This window comes from Bartonella sp. TS25HLJMH, from assembly GCF_042193505.1.
GTDB lineage: Bacteria > Pseudomonadota > Alphaproteobacteria > Rhizobiales > Rhizobiaceae > Bartonella > Bartonella grahamii.
The window spans coordinates 196,718-214,907 of the sequence record NZ_JBHILV010000001.1 but is presented as its reverse complement, the minus strand read 5'-3'; the positions used below and the strand labels follow the sequence as shown (position 1 = coordinate 214,907).

The 18,190-nt window shown below is 37.1% G+C and carries 14 protein-coding genes; 7 read left to right on the top strand and 7 right to left on the bottom strand.

What is annotated here, in order from left to right:
* Positions 1-28: 28 nt before the first annotated feature.
* On the bottom strand, positions 29-892 hold the full coding sequence (locus ACFINF_RS00835; protein ID WP_375619246.1) for an LOG family protein: 864 nt from the start codon (positions 890-892) through the stop codon (positions 29-31).
* A 106-nt stretch (positions 893-998) separates the two neighbouring features.
* Here ACFINF_RS00835 and dapD point away from each other — a divergent pair, with 106 nt between their 5' ends.
* Positions 999-1,847, top strand: a complete 849-nt coding sequence (gene dapD / locus ACFINF_RS00830) for a 2,3,4,5-tetrahydropyridine-2,6-dicarboxylate N-succinyltransferase (protein WP_375619245.1) — start codon at positions 999-1,001, stop codon at positions 1,845-1,847.
* 456 nt (positions 1,848-2,303) lie between these two features.
* Here dapD and lepA read toward each other — a convergent pair whose 3' ends face one another.
* From lepA to dnaK, 5 genes are all read right to left on the bottom strand, one after another.
* Positions 2,304-4,109 carry a translation elongation factor 4 gene (lepA, locus tag ACFINF_RS00825; protein WP_375619306.1) on the bottom strand — a complete coding sequence of 602 codons (1,806 nt, stop codon included), beginning with the start codon at positions 4,107-4,109 and terminating at the stop codon, positions 2,304-2,306.
* Between the two features lie 1,441 nt (positions 4,110-5,550).
* Positions 5,551-6,465 carry a DMT family transporter gene (locus ACFINF_RS00820; RefSeq protein WP_375619244.1) on the bottom strand — a complete coding sequence of 305 codons (915 nt, stop codon included), beginning with the start codon at positions 6,463-6,465 and terminating at the stop codon, positions 5,551-5,553.
* Positions 6,466-6,497: 32 nt separating this feature from the next.
* Complete coding sequence (argB, locus tag ACFINF_RS00815) at positions 6,498-7,403, bottom strand: acetylglutamate kinase (RefSeq protein ID WP_375619243.1); 906 nt, start codon at positions 7,401-7,403, stop codon at positions 6,498-6,500.
* Between the two features lie 841 nt (positions 7,404-8,244).
* The gene (dnaJ, locus tag ACFINF_RS00810) at positions 8,245-9,387 is read right to left on the bottom strand and encodes a molecular chaperone DnaJ (RefSeq protein WP_375619242.1); all 1,143 of its coding nucleotides are present in this window, start codon (positions 9,385-9,387) and stop codon (positions 8,245-8,247) included.
* Positions 9,388-9,544: 157 nt separating this feature from the next.
* The gene (gene dnaK, locus ACFINF_RS00805; protein WP_375619241.1) at positions 9,545-11,437 is read right to left on the bottom strand and encodes a molecular chaperone DnaK; all 1,893 of its coding nucleotides are present in this window, start codon (positions 11,435-11,437) and stop codon (positions 9,545-9,547) included.
* 969 nt (positions 11,438-12,406) lie between these two features.
* Between dnaK and ACFINF_RS00800 the strand changes: the two genes are divergently transcribed.
* The gene (locus ACFINF_RS00800) at positions 12,407-12,961 is read left to right on the top strand and encodes a copper chaperone PCu(A)C (protein ID WP_375619240.1); all 555 of its coding nucleotides are present in this window, start codon (positions 12,407-12,409) and stop codon (positions 12,959-12,961) included.
* 106 nt (positions 12,962-13,067) lie between these two features.
* Here the strand turns inward: ACFINF_RS00800 and lysM are convergent, their stop codons facing one another.
* Entirely contained in the window at positions 13,068-13,523 is a 456-nt protein-coding gene (lysM, locus tag ACFINF_RS00795) for a peptidoglycan-binding protein LysM (protein ID WP_375619239.1), read from the bottom strand.
* A gap of 385 nt (positions 13,524-13,908) precedes the next feature.
* Between lysM and ACFINF_RS00790 the strand changes: the two genes are divergently transcribed.
* The 5 genes from ACFINF_RS00790 to ACFINF_RS00770 all read left to right on the top strand — a co-directional run bounded on the left by ACFINF_RS00790 (position 13,909) and on the right by ACFINF_RS00770 (position 17,788).
* On the top strand, positions 13,909-14,631 hold the full coding sequence (locus tag ACFINF_RS00790; RefSeq protein WP_005774392.1) for a response regulator transcription factor: 723 nt from the start codon (positions 13,909-13,911) through the stop codon (positions 14,629-14,631).
* A gap of 39 nt (positions 14,632-14,670) precedes the next feature.
* Complete coding sequence (locus ACFINF_RS00785) at positions 14,671-16,455, top strand: stimulus-sensing domain-containing protein (RefSeq protein WP_375619238.1); 1,785 nt, start codon at positions 14,671-14,673, stop codon at positions 16,453-16,455.
* A 23-nt stretch (positions 16,456-16,478) separates the two neighbouring features.
* Positions 16,479-16,943 (top strand): HPr kinase/phosphatase C-terminal domain-containing protein, encoded by a 465-nt coding sequence (locus ACFINF_RS00780; RefSeq protein WP_375619237.1) that lies wholly within the window; start codon positions 16,479-16,481, stop codon positions 16,941-16,943.
* Between the two features lie 135 nt (positions 16,944-17,078).
* Positions 17,079-17,477: a PTS sugar transporter subunit IIA gene (locus ACFINF_RS00775; protein ID WP_375619236.1), complete on the top strand. Its 399-nt coding sequence runs from the start codon at positions 17,079-17,081 to the stop codon at positions 17,475-17,477.
* A 17-nt stretch (positions 17,478-17,494) separates the two neighbouring features.
* Positions 17,495-17,788, top strand: coding sequence for an HPr family phosphocarrier protein (locus ACFINF_RS00770; RefSeq protein ID WP_012754483.1), 294 nt, complete (start codon positions 17,495-17,497; stop codon positions 17,786-17,788).
* Positions 17,789-18,190: the final 402 nt, after the last annotated feature.

The following is an 18,190-nucleotide window of genomic DNA, read 5'->3' as shown; positions in this document are numbered from 1 at the left end:
CCTTCAAGAGTGAACGTCTTAAAAATCATCAAGGCAGTTTATAAAAAGAACGAATTTCTTCAAAAGCTTCTGCTGCTGTATTGACAAATTTCACAAAATTAACATCAGTAGGAGAAATTGTACCTTGTTCAGACAGATACTCAAAATTGATAGTATTGCTCCAAAATTCTTTGCCAAACAATAAAATTGGTACCTGTTTCATACGCCCCGTCTGTACTAAAGTTAGCGTCTCAAACAATTCATCCAGAGTCCCAAATCCTCCAGGAAAAATAGCTAATGCTTTCGCTCGTACTAAAAAATGCATTTTGCGCATCCCCAAATAATGAAAATTGAAACACAAATGCGGCGACACATACGAATTAGGCTCTTGCTCATGTGGTAAAATAATATTCAAACCAATCGTTGGGGCACCAACATCACAAGCACCACGATTTCCCGCTTCCATAATTCCTGGTCCGCCCCCCGTAACAACCACAAATTCACGATATTCTGTCGTAGCAGAATAAAGTGAGCACAAACGCGCAAATTCTCTCGCTTCATCGTAATAATGTGACATAGCACGCAAATTTTTCTTTTGTATTTCATTTTTTGCAGCCCACGCTGCTTGCCCAGATTCAGGAATACGCGCACCACCAAACAAAACAACTGTTGATTGAATATCATATTCTTTAAGGGTTATTTCTGGCTTTAAAAATTCAAGACCAATACGTTGTGAGCGCAACTCTGGACGCATCATAAAATCTTGATCGATATAGGCTAAACGATAAGTAGACGAACGCATTTGTGCTGAGTTAGAGATTTTATGTATTTTTTGTAGAGCATCCTTCGTATGGAGAAGTGGTGTCCAATTTTCTTGCTCTCCTTTTCTTTTTTCTTTACAGCCTTTTTTCATGCACCTATCCTACTTCCTCATCGTTTTATTGACTGAACACATTTCTTCGCGTAGTTCATAGAGAATAAATCTTGAAGCTTTCAACTTGTTTAACGGAACTCTCGTCATGACCCATCTCACACAACTTGAAATGATTATTGAACAAGCTTTTGACAATCGCGATTCCATCAACACTACCACAAAAGGTGAAATCCGTGAGGGTGTCGAACATGCATTGAACCTTCTTGATAAAGGTGAAATCCGTGTTGCAGAACGACAAAAAAATGGACAATGGCATGTTCATCAATGGTTGAAAAAAGCGGTTTTGCTCTCTTTTCGACTTAATCCTATGCAAATTATCACTGGTGGAATCAATGGAACACATTGGTGGGATAAAGTTCCTTCAAAATTCTCTGGTTGGCAAGAGGCAGATTTTAAAAGTGCTGATTTTCGTTCCGTTCCTGGAGCCATTGTACGTCATTCTGCTTACATTGCACCCAACGTTATATTGATGCCATCCTTTGTTAATCTTGGTGCTTTTGTCGATGAGGGTACAATGGTTGATACATGGACCACCGTTGGTTCTTGTGCACAAATTGGTAAACATGTCCATCTTTCTGGCGGTGTTGGTATTGGAGGTGTTTTGGAACCACTGCAAGCAAATCCAACAATCATTGAAGATCATTGCTTTATCGGTGCTCGCTCTGAAATTGTTGAAGGCTGTATTATCCGTGAAGGTGCTGTTTTGGGAATGGGCGTCTTTATTGGAAAATCTACAAAGATTATTGATCGTACAACAGGTGAAATTTTTATCGGTGAGGTACCAGCCTATTCAGTGGTTGTGCCAGGTTCTTTCCCTAGAAAACCTTTACCAAATGGTGAAGCAGGACCAAGCCTTTATTGTGCCGTTATTGTAAAACGCGTTGATCAAAAAACACGAGAAAAAACATCCATTAATGATCTTTTACGTTCTTAAACACAATATTAATTCATAATAATATTTCATCGTTTTTTTTACTTAAATAATAACCTCGAATACAAGAATTCTCTCAAGTGATAAGGACTGTCATAATATTTTGAGCTTAAAAAGAGTATGATAGGTGCGCTTTGCACCTTTATGACGCGTAAAGACGGTGATGCCAAATGGATTTTATATCATTCACAGTGTATGTTACTTTATATTTTTCATAGCCCCTATTGTGAAATGGAATTTGATGCATTGAGTGATGATTCACTAAAACAAGCACACCAATATACAACATAAATGTATTTCGTTTAAAGCATTCTGTTTTACGTGAGAAGCATGACACCATTACGCAATACACAAAAACATGAAGCACAGCGCAATTCTATTTAAAAGTGTTCTTTAAGCACCTGAACCAATCAACAAAAGCAAAAGCGCAATCAATGAGAGACAGTACTCCTTTTTTCATTATTTGTTCATTTTGAGCGCTTGAATAAATGCCGATTGTGGAATTTCTACTTTTCCAAATTGGCGCATCCGCTTTTTGCCTTCTTTTTGCTTTTCCAAAAGTTTGCGCTTACGCGTGACATCACCCCCGTAACATTTCGCTGTTACATCTTTACGCAAAGCACGAATTGTTTCGCGCGCTATAACTTTACCACCAATAGCCGCTTGAACTGGAATCTGAAACATATGCTGGGGAATAAGATCTTTCAGTTTTTCACACATGGAACGTCCGCGCTTTTCTGCAATCGTGCGGTGCACAAGCATAGACAATGCATCTATAGACTCTCCATTTACCAAAATAGACATTTTAACTAAATCCCCTTCTGCATAATCTGCCATCTGATAATCAAAAGAAGCATAACCCTTTGAGATTGATTTTAGCCGATCATAAAAATCAAAAACAACTTCATTCAGTGGTAAATCATACGTTACCATAGCACGGGTTCCAACATAGGACAAACCAGCCTGTATCCCCCGCCGTTCTTGGCATAGTTCTAAAATTGACCCAAGATAATTATCAGGAGTCATGATTGTCGCCCGAATCCATGGTTCTTCGATTGAAGAAATTTTAACCACATCAGGCATATCCGCTGGATTGTGCAACTCTTTAACAGAACCATCATTCATATTCATGCGATAAACAACCGAAGGTGCTGTCGCGATTAAATCCAAATTAAACTCACGCTCTAACCGCTCTTGAATAATTTCAAGATGAAGAAGTCCCAAAAAGCCACAGCGAAAACCAAATCCCAAAGCCGCGGATGTTTCCATTTCAAAAGAAAAACTCGCATCATTTAAGCGTAATTTGCCCATGGCTGCACGCAAATCATCAAAATCGGCAGCATCAATTGGAAAAAGACCACAAAACACAACTGGTTGCGCCGGCTTAAAACCAGGCAAAGCATTTTCACAAGGACGGCGCTCTTCTGTAATCGTATCACCAACCCGTGTATCTGCTACTTCTTTGATAGAGGCAGTGATAAAACCAATCTCGCCTGGTCCTAACTCATCAACCTGTACCATTTTAGGTGTAAAAACCCCAACGCGCTCAACTGGGTATTTTGCTCCTGTACCCATCATACGAATGGTTTGGCCTTTTTTTAAAGTACCATCTATCACCCGTACCAAAACAATGACACCAAGATATGCATCATACCAGCTATCAACCAACATTGCTTTCAAGGGATTTGCAACATCGCCTGTATGTGGAGGTGGTAATTGTGTAACAATTGCCTCCAAAACATCAGGAACACCCAAACCTGTTTTTGCTGATATTTCTACTGCTTGAGATGTATCAATGCCTATCACATCTTCAATTTGTTCTTTAACACGCTCAGGTTCTGCTGCTGGAAGATCAACTTTATTGAGCACAACAACCAATTCATGGGAATTATCAATTGCTTGATAAACATTTGCTAACGTCTGCGCCTCTACACCTTGGCTTGCATCCACCACCAACAGAGAACCTTCACAAGCTGCCAATGAACGCGAAACCTCATAAGCAAAATCCACATGACCAGGTGTATCCATAAGATTTAAAATATAGGTTTCACCATTCTTTGCCTTATAGTGTAAACGTACCGTTTGTGCTTTAATAGTAATTCCACGTTCACGCTCAATATCCATGGAATCGAGTACTTGTTCTTTCATCTCACGTGTATCAAGCCCACCTGTTATTTGAATCAAACGATCAGCTAAAGTGGATTTACCGTGATCAATATGCGCCACGATGGAAAAATTACGAATATAATTACGATCTATTGTCATATAAGGCGATTTAGCAAAGAATAATACAAAACGCAAAGACCAATTATGCTCCGGCTTCTATCAAAAGAATATAAACCTAAAAAGCTTCTCAAAATACAACTTTTCATAACCTAAAAAATGAGGCTTTTATTTGCTAAATTAAATCCAAAGGTGCTAAAATGATATTTTCACATCTTATTTTATGACTCATATGCTGGATAAACCGGTACCATAACACATTTTGCCAGCCTCAAATGTTGCGATAATCCTTTACACTTGAAAGAGTTTATAAGAGATATGGCTTTCTTGTACAGTTTTTACCCACATGGCCCACCTTCTTGTGACGTGTAAGCAAGTAGATTTGGATTGATTTAACATGAAAACGATTTGAAGTGAGAAAGTTTTACGGTATTCAGAGTTCTAATTCAATGTAAATGATTCTATATTATCATTATAAATCAATGTGTTATAATATTTATATGATGGGCGTTTATATCATTTAGGCTTACAATAAAATTCGCAAGAAATACTTTTTTATTTATACGCAATAACCTGCTTTTTTTAGCAATCTTATATAAAATAACATGAATATCGAGGGCGTTTCTTCTCAATTTTTAAAACTTTAGAAATATGCTCTATTGAGTGATATTTTTATGTAATTTTTATACAACTTCTTCCTCCATCCATTAAAGATAAAAAACACCAATCCTCTTCGATTCATTGGATAACACATTGATTTATAATGATCGTTTATTGTTTTGCAATTTAAATGAAAACTCTGAATATTGCGAGACTCTCTCATTTTAAATCTTCTCATAATGAATCAATCAAATTTTTTGCTTCTCCATTATAAAACAGGACTAGTGTATGGATAAAAACGTTTAAGAAATGAGTAAACATGCCTCTCTCTTTCAAATGCCAAAGGCTGTCGTAATATTGAGAACTGGCAAAGAAAATGCTAGTGCCTTCTATTTTAAGATGCTCTGTGGTTTTTCTATACTTCACGCGAACCGTTAATGAATATGATGTATATTAAGAAAATTGTCTTTTTAAAAAACACGTTAATATACAACATTATGGGAGGCTGCTTTAGGTGTTCTATTTTACGTGAAAAGCGTGATCCCATGAAATAACAAAAGGAATAACGTGCAACGGTGCGTAATTTCTATTGTTCAAAAAAATTACCATGGATGTTTTTGAAAATTGTAAAGCTAAATTTAACAATAACAGTAAAGATGAGAGTTGTTTTTTGTCTTTACCACTTCATGCTTTAACTCAATGAAGGTTGACTTCCCGTTTCAGAGGTTAAGCAGACAGATAAATATTATTGCTCCAATTTGCCATACAAAAGCTGAAATAACTTATAAAGCCTCCTTTTCTTCATATTAAAAAAAGCCTCAAAAATGAAAACTTTGCAAGCAAAAATCTCATGTAATAAAATTATAACAGAAAAGGTGCATAGCTAATCAATTTTTTCAATTGCTTTATTTTTTTTACGCCATTGTGAAGGTTGTACTTCAGCCACAATGATCCCAATCAGAATAAGCAAGCCACCTAATAATGCTAACGGGGATAAATGCTCTCCAGCCAAACGCCCAACAATACCAGCCCATACAGGTTCACCTGCGTAAATGAGTGTTGCACGTGTAGGGGAAATAGACTTTTGTGCCCAATTCATAGCCAATTGAATGATGGCACTCATTAATGCCAATCCGATGCCAATACTAAACCATACCCACGAAAATTCAGGAATGCTTTCACCCATCAAAGGCATACAAGAAAATGAAAAAAAACCACTAAAAAATAACTGGATAATGGTCACACGCCGACTATCAACCTTATTGGCAAAAATTCCGATGAGGATGACTTCTCCAGCAATCGCTAAAGCGCCTAACAAAGTCAAAATTTCGCCTTTTGAAAAATCAAAATTCCCCGGCTTTTGTCCTGAAACAAGAACAAGCCCAATAAAAGCGAAAACAATACCAACCCAACAAGCAAAACGGGGAGGTTTTTTAAAAACAATCCATTGCAAGATTGGAACCATCGGTACATAAAGCGCTGTAATAAAAGCCGACTGACTACTAATAATCGTTTGAAGTCCAGCTGCTTGAAAAGCATAACCTAAAAACATGGCTAAACCAATCGCCATCCCAGCGAAAACTTCATAAACCGTTATACCTTTTATAGAGCGCCAAAAAATTGCCCCACATATAAGAGATGCAACAATAAAACGAAATCCAACAAAAAACAGGGGACCACTATAGCGTACCGCAATATGAATGACTAAAAATGTAATACCCCACAATATTGTTGCAGCAAATATTGCCAATTCTGGCTTACTTAATAAAGGATATTTAAGCTGTTTTATATTTGTCATGAAAGACTTTCTCCTCCAATTTTCCGCACAATTTATGAAACAATAAGCGTTCCAACTCCCTGTTCGGTAAACAGTTCTAGTAAAACAGAATGAGGAGTTTTACCATTTAAAATGACAACACCTTCCACACCATTTTGAAGGGCTTTCATACAAGTCTCTACTTTTGGAATCATGCCTCCTGAAATTGTCCCATTTTTGATAAGTTTCTCTGCTTCAAAAACTGTCAATTCTTTTAAAAGTTGGCCCTGTTTATCCAAAACACCAGGAACATCAGTAAGAAATAAAAGGCGTTTAGCCTCTAATGCACCAGCAATAGCCCCAGCAAAAATATCAGCATTAATATTATAGGTTTTTCCATCGCGTCCTGGAGCCACAGGAGCAAGAACTGGTATCATTTCAGAACATGCTAAAAGATCCAGCAATGTGCGATCAACTTCAATAGGCTCACCAACAAATCCCAAATCTAAAACACGTTCAATATTCGAATCAGGATCAATGACAGTTTTATAAGCCTTTTCGGCAAAAACCATATTGCCGTCCTTGCCACATAATCCTATTGCCCATTCACCCTCTGCATTGATGAGAGCAACAATTTCTTTGTTTATGGAACCGGCCAAAACCATTTCAACGACTTCAACGATCCGCTCGTCGGTTACCCGTAAACCGTTTTCAAATCGTGATTCAATCCCCATTTTCATCAAAATTTCAGCAATTTGAGGTCCTCCACCATGAACAACAACAGGGTTAATCCCCGATTGCTTTAATAGAGCAATATCACGCGCAAACGCTCGCCCCAAGGCAGGATCACCCATAGCATGACCGCCATATTTTACCACAACCGTTTCATTTTCGTATTTTTGCATATATGGTAAAGCAGACGATAGAAATGCTGCTTGTTTTTCTAAAACATCTACAGCACCGTTTTTAGCATCATCCATTAATAGAGCCTCCTCATCACTTTTTACCATCTCTTAGTGGAATTTAGGAAAAGTAATAACGAAATGAAATAAGAAAACAACTTCCTCAAAAAATTGACAGCGAAAAATTAAACAAAACAGGCGTACAAAACGTTATTATTTTATGATTTTATGTATAAAATTGAAAAGCAAAGTTCTGAAAAAATTTTAAAGTTATGCCGTACATTCGACTCGTTAGTTTACGCTTATGGATATTTAACAATGAATAAGAATATATACAACCATTGATTTTGTAAGGTAAAAACAAAATTTTCTTATAATAATAAAATTAACAGATCACCAAGATAAGAAGTAGATTGACTTAGCACTGTAACCTTATCCAAGAAATTTTTAAGACTATCAAAAATGCCAAAAATAAAATTGGTTATGAGGAATTGATATTTTATTTCAAAAAGATGGATTGTCTAATAGCTTATTTAGCTACTTCTTGGTAGGCTACTACCCTATTTGACAGTTTTAGTATAGGGCTTTTAAAAAGGCATTTTGAGTAAAACAATAAATACAAAAAATGCTGAATGCATAAAGGCAGTTATCATGACACTGGAAATTAGTCACTCAATTGCGTTCCTCTTGTATGGATAAGCCCTTTTTAAAATATCATAGATACTCAAAAATAAGACTTATCCATAAAACTCGTGAAATGTAAAAAACTATCAGCGGCAGGCACTTACCCTAAATTAATCGTTTCTCTCTTTTCTTTTCAAGAAAAAAATGCTTTTCACAGATGATAAGACTATAGAAAGCTTAATTAAAATAACCTTCCAAAAGTTTTTTCTAATCTATTCTGAGAACATTCACATATTTAACCAGAAATATTTTCAAAAAATTCTTTCATACGTGAAAAAAAGCCATGTGATTGCGGTGAGTTCTCATGATTTGAAAGTTTTTCAAATTTTTGCAATAGTTCACGTTGCTCTTGCGTTAATTTCTGTGGTGTCTCAATCGTGATATGGATGTAAAGGTCACCCCTTGCTTGCTGCCGACGCAACATGGGCATACCCTTGCCCTTAAGGCGGAACTGACGTCCATTTTGTGTCCCTTCTGGGATCTTAACACGCGCTTTAACACCATCAAGATCGGAAACTTCAAACTCTCCTCCTAAAGCAGCTGTTACCATTGAAATGGGAACGCGACAGTGAAGATCTGCTCCTTCTCGCTGAAAAAATTCATGCGGTTTAACGGAAAGAAAAATATAAAGATCACCATTGGGGCCACCACGAATACCAGCATCACCCTCACCAGAAAGGCGAATACGCGTTCCATCTTCAATACCAGCTGGAACATTCACGCTCAATGAACGTTTTTTCTCTATGCGTCGTGTCCCCTGACATTTTGGGCATGGATCTGTAATAGCTTCACCACGTCCATGACATGAAGGACATGTTCGCTCAATAGAAAAGAAACCTTGTGCAGCACGCACACGACCAGATCCATGACATGTTCCACAAACTTGCGGCTTAGAGCCCTTTCTCGCTCCTGATCCTTCACAAACATCGCACGTAACGGAACTGGGAATAGTAATTTCTGCAGTTTTTCCTGAAAATACCTCTTCTAAGGTTATTTCCATATTATAACTCAGATCTGCACCACGTTCGCGACCATCACCACGCTTACGGTGCGCACCTCCCATAATTTCGCCAAAAAAATCTTCAAAAATATCAGCAAAGCCACCACCAGAAGCAAAACCTCCAAAGGGATTTGCTCCTCCTTGACTACCGCTATTTTCAAAAGCCGCATGACCAAATCGATCATAAGCAGCACGCTTTTGGGGATCTTTAAGGACTTCGTAGGCTTCGCCAATTTCTTTGAATTTTCGCTCTGCCTCTTTATCCCCGGCGTTGCGATCAGGATGATATTGCATTGCCAACTTACGAAAAGCAGATTTCAACTTTTTATCATCACATTCACGAGTCACGCCAAGAATTTCATAATAGTCAACCTTCATCATGTATTCCTGATAATTTCTCTGTCATCCATCTTTATGGATAAGATTGCTTTTAATTTATATTTTTAGCAACAAAGTTGCAACTCACTCAAATAATAAAGCCCAGCCTTATATTTCAAAGGCCGGGTTTATAAATTAATCAACACATATGCTGACACTATTTCTTCTTATCATTAACTTCTTCAAAATCAGCATCAACAACATCGTCATTCTTTGCTTCTGTTTCAGTGTCAGCGCTCGCTGCTTGTGAAGCTTCATACATAGCCTGTCCAAGCTTCATACTGACTTCAGCTAATTTTTGCATCTTTGTTGTTACTTCTTCAGTATCACTGCCTTCAAGCGCAGATTTCAAATCAGATATCGCTGTTTCAATCTGTCCTTTTTCTTCAGCTGATACTTTATCGCCATATTCACTGAGTGATTTTTCAGTTGAATGAATAAGAGCTTCCGCTTGATTTCTAGCTTCAACACCTTCACGGCGTTTTTTATCCTCAGCTGCATGCTCTTCCGCATCCTGTACCATTTTTTCAATATCAGCATCACTTAAACCACCTGATGCCTGAATACGAATTTGATGCTCTTTACCAGTTCCCTTATCTTTGGCCGAAACATTAACAATACCATTCGCATCAATATCAAAAGTAACTTCAATTTGAGGTATACCACGTGGTGCTGGAGGAATACCAACAAGATCAAATTGAGCCAATAACTTATTATCACTCGCCATTTCCCGTTCACCTTGGAAAACACGAATAGTCACAGCACTCTGGTTATCATCAGCTGTTGAAAAAACTTGAGATTTTTTCGTTGGGATAGTGGTATTGCGCTCAATGAGACGTGTAAAAACACCACCCAAGGTTTCGATCCCCAAGGATAAAGGGGTTACATCTAGAAGCAACACGTCTTTGACATCGCCTTGCAATACCCCCCCTTGAATGGCAGCACCCATTGCAACAACTTCATCAGGATTAACGCCTTTGTGTGGATCCTTACCAAAGAAGCTTTGCACGACTTGCTGAATCTTGGGCATACGTGTCATACCACCCACTAAAACAACTTCGTCAATCTCACCGGCCTTTAATCCAGCATCTTTTAACGCAGCTTTACAAGGCTCGATGGTGCGCTGCACTAAATCGTCAACGAGAGATTCAAACTTTGCTCGAGTCAATTTCATTGTTAGGTGCTTGGGACCTGATTGATCTGCCGTGATAAATGGTAAATTGATTTCTGTTTGCTGTGACGAAGAAAGCTCAATTTTTGCTTTTTCTGCCGCTTCTTTTAAGCGCTGTAAAGCTAATTTATCATTTTTCAGATCAATTCCTTGCTCTTTTTTGAATTCATCTGCAAAATAACCAACCAAGCGCATGTCAAAGTCTTCACCCCCTAAAAACGTATCTCCATTAGTTGATTTAACTTCAAAAACGCCATCTCCAATTTCAAGTACTGAAATATCAAATGTACCACCACCAAGGTCGTAAACAGCAATTGTTTTTCCGTCTTTTTTATCCAAACCGTAAGCTAAAGCAGCAGCAGTCGGCTCATTAATAATCCGTAAAACTTCAAGTCCAGCAATTTTACCCGCATCTTTAGTCGCTTGACGTTGCGCATCATTAAAATAAGCAGGAACAGTAATAACTGCTTGTTCAACTTTTTCACCCAGATAAGATTCAGCTGTTTCCTTCATCTTTTGCAAAATCATAGCTGAAATTTGCGATGGAGAATATTTTTTCCCCGCTTCTTCAACCCATGCATCACCATTGTCACCTTTAACAATTTTATAAGGCACAAGTGCTTTATCTTTTTCAACCATAGGATCATCAAAACGACGCCCTATCAAACGTTTAACTGCAAAAACTGTCCCTTCGGGATTTGTTACCGCCTGCCGTTTAGCAGGCTGTCCAACAAGCCGCTCTCCCCCATCAGTAAAGGCAACAACGGAAGGTGTTGTTCGTGCTCCTTCTGAGTTCTCGATAACCTTTGCGTTTTTGCCATCCATAACAGCCACACAAGAGTTCGTTGTCCCCAAATCAATACCAATTACTTTTGCCATATTATAATCTCCATTCAGCAAGCTACCTCAACCTTCATAAAGCATCTTTTTAAGACAGCTCCTCATAACACTCAAAACCCATATATTGCTTCAAGCAACATAAAATAATAATAAATTGCAAGTCGCAATAAGCCTTGTTGCCTCGTATATAAGAACAGGCTTTTATTGCTACAAGAGAATAATGAGAGAAACATCTCCAAAATAAAAAATTTATTTTAAAATAGGCGCTCTAATGACCCATAAATACCATATTTATGAGAGACTTGAGATTATAATATATTTTTCTTGCAATTCTCAATAAATATATCTTTCTATAAAAATTAAAAGAACAAAAGAGTGATTGCACTCTCGCTCTTGATCTTCTCATCATTAATAAAATGATACTCACGTAAAAGCTTTTTAAAAGGCGAATAATTTATATCACGAATATTATAAATTTTCCTTGGACTAAAATAGTCATCATATCTAATGCTCATATCAGTAGAGGTATTATCTATCGATATCCTTTCAAAAATTCTCCTTTTAACGCTCTCATTGTTTACTGCTATTTGAAAGATATGCTTTAAACTCACCTAAAGCGTTTTTTCTTAACTATATAATTTTGAACTTTGAAAATATATAAAAATGCCTCTGTATAAACGCTTTAAAATACCAAGAGATGTCGTAATATTAAAAATTGGTAAAGTGGTTTATAATTGTTCTGTATTATATCTTTATTAAGTAAAATAGTAGTGCATCATAGATTTTATACCATTTACAAATACTATTATGAGGTGAATACGGAAGCATTGAGAGGTGTGTTGTCATTGTAAACTTTATTGTCTTCCTTTAAAATCCAAGAATTCTATGATTTTTATTCTCATATTCAAATCAATTTCATTTTAGCATTTCTTTCTTTTATTTTAAATAAAAGCTCTGCTAAAATAAAAAGCTATTCAAAGTGAGAATCTTATGAAGGAGGGTAAATCAATGATGACATCTATTATTAAGAAAATAACAAATCTTATCTTTAAGAATATAATACATACACAATATTCATACAAAAAGCTTATCATAAATATCGTGTGTGCTCTTCTCTTTGCTAGTGTAACCCTGCCAGCAAGTGCTCAGCAATATAAACTTGGCGACATAGAAATTCTCAATCCTTGGACACGCGAAACACCTGAAGGTATAAGAGTTGGTAGCGGTTATCTCTACATTATTAATCACAGTAATACCCCAGACCGTTTGATTTCTATTTCCACAAACGGAGTAAAAACAACAGAGATACACTCTATGGCTGTCGTTAATGATATTATGAAAATGGAAAAAATGCACAATGGCATTGAAATTCCGGGAAATGGCGAAATCACGCTTAAGCCTGGCGGTGATCATATTATGTTTATGGGGCTTTCACAACCATTCAAGTTAGGTGATAAAATTAGCGCACAATTGACATTTGAGAAAGCAGGAACGATTGATGTTGATTTCTCTGTAAACGCTATGAAAGCACCATCACCTTCTAAATCCTCTCATAGGCACTAGGCTCCTTGTTTTATAATACACACTTTTAAGAAGAAGCGTGAAATTTTTGTACGCTTCTTCTTTTTCTGTTTAATGCCATCAGTAACAAATTCTCCCCTTTAATGAATTAACTATGGTCAATTTCAGGAATACGTAAAACTTGTCCAGGATAAATTTTATCGGGAGATTTTAGCATTGGCTTATTGGCTTCAAAAATAAATGTGTTTTTATTACCTTGCCCTTTTCCATAAACCTCTTCAGCAATTTTCCAAAGATTATCACCAGATTTAACCTCATAAAAGCGAGAAGGTTTTCTAGGCGTTGTATTTGTAACCTTTAATTGATCAACATCTACAGAAGAGATACCTTGTGAATTGCCAACAACCAGCAGTGCTTTTTCAAGTGTTTCCCTGTCTGGAACTTCACCGCTTAAAATAGCTTTACCGTCTTCAACTTGAATATTGACTTTTTCTGTACCGAGTTGAAAATGATCAAATGCTCTCTTAAAATCTTTTTCTTTTGGGTCATGGTCCCCAATATCTAACTTTTCCCCTACAGTTTTAATAAAATTAAAAAATCCCATTACGACCTCCTTTCGTGTAGCAGAAACAAATTTTTGTGCATATATTGCCACATTCTTTTCTTTGCTCTTAAAACACATAGGCAGATTTTCTAAACTTCAACAATCAAAACTACATCTGTTCAATTATGAGACAAATACAATAATAAACTTTGTAATAAACCTTGTTAAAAAAGCCTTTATGAAAATTTTCTCTCAAATGAAGGGATCTTAATAGACGTAGAAACATTATAAATTATGAAAGCAAAACAAGATTTTACAGTAATGACAAAAGGTTTTTTACTTTGCTACAATTTGTATCATATTTGTTTTGCAAAAAAAATATGAACTCCCATATAAATAAGTGTGGGTAATTTGCTACCACAGCAATAGAAAGGTCTAAGAAACCATGAAAGATACACCAACAATCACGCAAACGATTGTACTTGTTGATGATGATCGCAATATTTTGACATCTTTATCTTTTGCGCTTGAGACAGAAGGCTATCGGGTTGAAAGCTATACAGATGGAGCATCTGCACTCAAGGGTCTCACACTTCACCCTCCACACTTAGCTATTTTTGATATTAAAATGCCCCGAATGGATGGGATGGAACTCTTGCGTCGTTTACGTCAAAAATCTGATCTTCCAGTTATTTTTCTCACCTCTAAAGATGATGAAATTGATGAATTATTTGGTCTCAAAATGGGAGCTGATGATTTTATTACTAAACCTTTCTCCCAACGTCTTCTTATTGAACGCGTGAAAGCTATTTTGCGCCGTTCTAATGCACGTAACCAACCGCTTTCTACAGGAACTTCTTCCACCTCTTCTCTCAAACGTGGAGATCTTGTAATGGATCAAGAACGCCACACCTGTACATGGAAAGATAAACCTGTTATTTTAACCGTTACGGAGTTTTTGATTCTGCAAACCTTAGCACAAAGACCAGGAGTTGTAAAAAGTCGTGATGCTTTAATGGATGCTGCCTATAGTGATCAAGTCTACGTAGATGATCGCACCATTGATAGTCACATTAAACGTCTGCGTAAAAAGTTTAAACAAGTGGATGATGATTTTGCAATGATTGAAACACTTTATGGTGTAGGTTATCGTTTCCACGAGGTATAAAACTACTTTGTCGCAAAAATTTGAACGGCCATCAAATCGATGACAGACAATTCTCAACTGGAAACTTTACAAAAAACAACTGTTAATGGTACATCCTCAACGCCATTTCTTATGTTTGCCCGTTTGCATCTTCGAACACAACGTCTCTTTAGACAATTGCTTTTTTCCAGCCTCACACGTCGTATTGTTATATTAAATATTGCTGCCCTTGCTGTTTTAGTTACAGGCATTTTATACCTTAACCAATTTCGCGATGGTTTAATTGAAGCAAAAATTAAAAGTTTATGTACCCAAGGAAAAATTATTGCTGGAGCTATTGCTGCTTCTGCAACAGTAGATACAAATTCTATCCTCATTGACCCCCAAAAACTCTTAGAGTTACAAACTGGTGAAAGCGTTACACCCGCCCCTCAATCAACCGATTCTTGGGATTTCCCTATTAACCCTGAGCAAGTTGCCCCTCTTTTACGGCGTCTCATCACCCCTAAAACGACAAGAGCACGTATCTATGATCGTGATGCTACTCTCCTTCTTGATTCGCGCGTTCTTTATTCTAGTGGAGAAGTTTTTAGTTATGATTTACCCCCGCTTAAAACAGAACAAAGCATGTGGGATCGCCTTACTTCATGGTATTCAAGCACATTTTATGGCAAAGGTATTGCTCTTGACAGAGAACAAACAAAAACCAGTGGTATTGCTTATCCAGAAGTGTACCGCGCATTAAACGGATCTCTTGCTACGGCTAAAAGACGCAACAGACAAGGTCAATTAATTGTTTCTGTTGCTGTTCCTGTACAACGCTATCGCGCAGTAGTTGGAGCTCTTCTTCTTTCAACCACTGGTTCTGATATTGATAACATTGTAAAAGGTGAAAGACTGGTTATCTTTAAAGTTTTTGCCGTTGTAGGCAGCGTACTTTTGGTTCTTTCTCTCTTTTTGGCCCATACGATTGCCCATCCATTAAGTAAATTATCTGCCTCGGCTAATCGAGTGCGTAATGGCAATAATCAGCGTGTAGAAATTCCTGATTTTTCAATGCGTGAAGATGAAATTGGCCACCTTTCAACCTCTATTCGTGATATGACTAATGCCCTTTATATGCGTATTGAAGCCATTGAGCGCTTTGCTGCTGATGTAAGCCACGAATTAAAAAATCCTCTCACCTCCCTACGCAGTGCTGTTGAAACTCTCCCTCTGGCTAAAAATGAAGAAGCACAAGAGAAATTGCTTGAAATTATTCAACATGATGTGCGCCGTCTTGATCGGTTGATTACAGATATTTCTGATGCATCGCGGCTCGACGCAGAGCTTGCACGAGAAACCGCAGAGATTGTTGATATGACACCGCTTTTGGAAAGTCTTGTTCATGCTGTTCAGGAAGTGTATCGTAATACGCAAACCATTGATATAAGCCTTAATATTGTCCCACGTCCTCATGGAAAAGCCTATCTTGTATTGGGACATGAACTCCGTTTAGGGCAAGTGATTTCAAACCTTCTTGAAAATGCACGTTCTTTTATTCCTCGGAATCGTGGCAAAATTTGCATTACTATGAAAAGTCATGCTTCAACCCTTATTTTAACCATTGAAGATAATGGCCCAGGTATTCGTTCAGAAAATATTGAACGTATTTTTGAGCGTTTTTATACAGATCGACCAAACGAAGATGCTTTTGGACAAAACTCTGGACTTGGCCTTTCTATTAGTCGGCAAATCATCGAGGCTCATAATGGGACAATTACAGCCGAAAATATTATTGATCTTACACTTGGAAAGTGTAAAACTGGTGCACGTTTTATTATTATGCTTCCCCTCGCTAAATAAATCTTTTATCCAAAGTAAAATGCATGACAACAGAATGTGAAATACTCCACGCAAATTGCCTTCAATTGGGCGGTAAGGGGCTGTTAATTATAGGTCCATCGGGATCAGGAAAATCAACCCTTACCCTTTCTTTGCTCGACCGTGCTGAGTGGTCAAAACGTGAAGCGAAGTTTATCAGTGATGATTATACAATGTTGCGTGCGGAAAATGGAAAACTTCACGGATACACTCCTGATAATTTAGAGGGCGGTATCGAGATTCGTGGCGTTGGTCTTTATATGATAGAATTTGAAAAGCACACAACTATCGATTGCGTTATTTTTCTCGGTCCGGAATATGAACGTTTTTCCACAAATAAAACTTTTCAATTTGAAGATTTGCATATTCCTCTTTTAAAACTTCCCTCTCTTCGTGAAGCCGATTGTACAGCCATTTGTCAAGCTATTGAAGCATTTTTGTTTAGAAAAATATGGCAAAAATCTGTCTAATTTTTTTCTAAAGATAAAAAAATCACAATTTTTGCCTTTTTTTTGCAAATTTTTCTTGGCAGCAAGACAAAGCCTTGTAAAATGTCTTTCCCACCAATATGGTCGGATCTTATTAGTTAACAGGAGTTTGCGTAAATGATTGGACTCGTGCTTGTAACGCACGGTGAGCTGGCTGTTGAATTTTTACATGCTGTGGAACATGTTGTTGGAGCGCAAGAAAAGTTCGCAACAATATGCGTTTATCCTGATGACGATATAGATCAGCGCCGGGGTGATATTATAGCCGCAGTGACTGATACAGATACGGATCATGGCGTAATCATATTAACAGATGTGTTCGGTGGAACACCATCAAATATAGCTATTCCTGCTATTGAAAAAGGACGCGTTGAAATGATTGCGGGTGTTAATTTGCCCATGCTTATTAAACTGATTTCTATTCGCAAATGTCCTGATATTTCATTATCAGACGCGTTAAGAATAGCACAAGAAGCAGGACGTAAATATATTAATGTACCAAGTATGATTTTATAGCGGATAATAAAATACCAATGTTTTCCAAAGATACCCTCCCATGTATAAGTCGTCATTTCAATATCTGTAATAAACGTGGGTTGCATGCACGTGCTTCTGCAAAATTTGTACAAACTGTTGACAATTTTAATGTTACTGTTGAAGTTGAAAAGGATGGAAAAATCGTTGGCGGATCATCAATTATGGGACTTATGATGCTAGCGGCTTCATCCGGTTGCAACCTCACCATTCGTGTTTCAGGACCAGAAGCAACAGATGCTCTTAATGCTCTTGAAAAGCTTATCAATAATAACTTTGGAGAAGAGAACTAAAACTTCTCACAAAAAAAGAAGTGTGATCATCCCTAAGATAAAAAGAGACTTCTTCTAATAATTATTTTGTTAACTTCTTCGTTTTTTCTTAATAATATCTGAGTTCATATTCGTTTAAATTGGCCTTGGATTTATCGTAGGTATAAATACTTGTAGCAATTGTGTTATACATAATATCTGTATGAGTTTTCTTTTCCATTGTTATTTGATGAATTTGCATGTTTGTTAAACATTAATGGCTGTCGCCACGTTTAAAACACATAATTAAATGTTTATAGAGATATGCTTAAAGTGGCTTTGAATCTCTTTTTGACCGCTGTAAAGATGACCCCACAATCAAAAATCTATCGACTTGCTTTATTTAGGCTGTGTTTATGGAATTGATAATGAAGGCATGAGTGA

Coding starts and splice junctions, on each gene's coding strand:
- ACFINF_RS00835 (WP_375619246.1), bottom strand. CDS start 892: ATGAAAAAAGGCTGTAAAGAAAAAAGAAAAGGAGAGCAAGAAAATTGG.
- dapD (WP_375619245.1), top strand. CDS start 999: ATGACCCATCTCACACAACTTGAAATGATTATTGAACAAGCTTTTGAC.
- lepA (WP_375619306.1), bottom strand. CDS start 4,109: ATGACAATAGATCGTAATTATATTCGTAATTTTTCCATCGTGGCGCAT.
- ACFINF_RS00820 (WP_375619244.1), bottom strand. CDS start 6,465: ATGACAAATATAAAACAGCTTAAATATCCTTTATTAAGTAAGCCAGAA.
- argB (WP_375619243.1), bottom strand. CDS start 7,403: ATGGATGATGCTAAAAACGGTGCTGTAGATGTTTTAGAAAAACAAGCA.
- dnaJ (WP_375619242.1), bottom strand. CDS start 9,387: ATGAAGGTTGACTATTATGAAATTCTTGGCGTGACTCGTGAATGTGAT.
- dnaK (WP_375619241.1), bottom strand. CDS start 11,437: ATGGCAAAAGTAATTGGTATTGATTTGGGGACAACGAACTCTTGTGTG.
- ACFINF_RS00800 (WP_375619240.1), top strand. CDS start 12,407: ATGATGACATCTATTATTAAGAAAATAACAAATCTTATCTTTAAGAAT.
- lysM (WP_375619239.1), bottom strand. CDS start 13,523: ATGGGATTTTTTAATTTTATTAAAACTGTAGGGGAAAAGTTAGATATT.
- ACFINF_RS00790 (WP_005774392.1), top strand. CDS start 13,909: ATGAAAGATACACCAACAATCACGCAAACGATTGTACTTGTTGATGAT.
- ACFINF_RS00785 (WP_375619238.1), top strand. CDS start 14,671: ATGACAGACAATTCTCAACTGGAAACTTTACAAAAAACAACTGTTAAT.
- ACFINF_RS00780 (WP_375619237.1), top strand. CDS start 16,479: ATGACAACAGAATGTGAAATACTCCACGCAAATTGCCTTCAATTGGGC.
- ACFINF_RS00775 (WP_375619236.1), top strand. CDS start 17,079: ATGATTGGACTCGTGCTTGTAACGCACGGTGAGCTGGCTGTTGAATTT.
- ACFINF_RS00770 (WP_012754483.1), top strand. CDS start 17,495: ATGTTTTCCAAAGATACCCTCCCATGTATAAGTCGTCATTTCAATATC.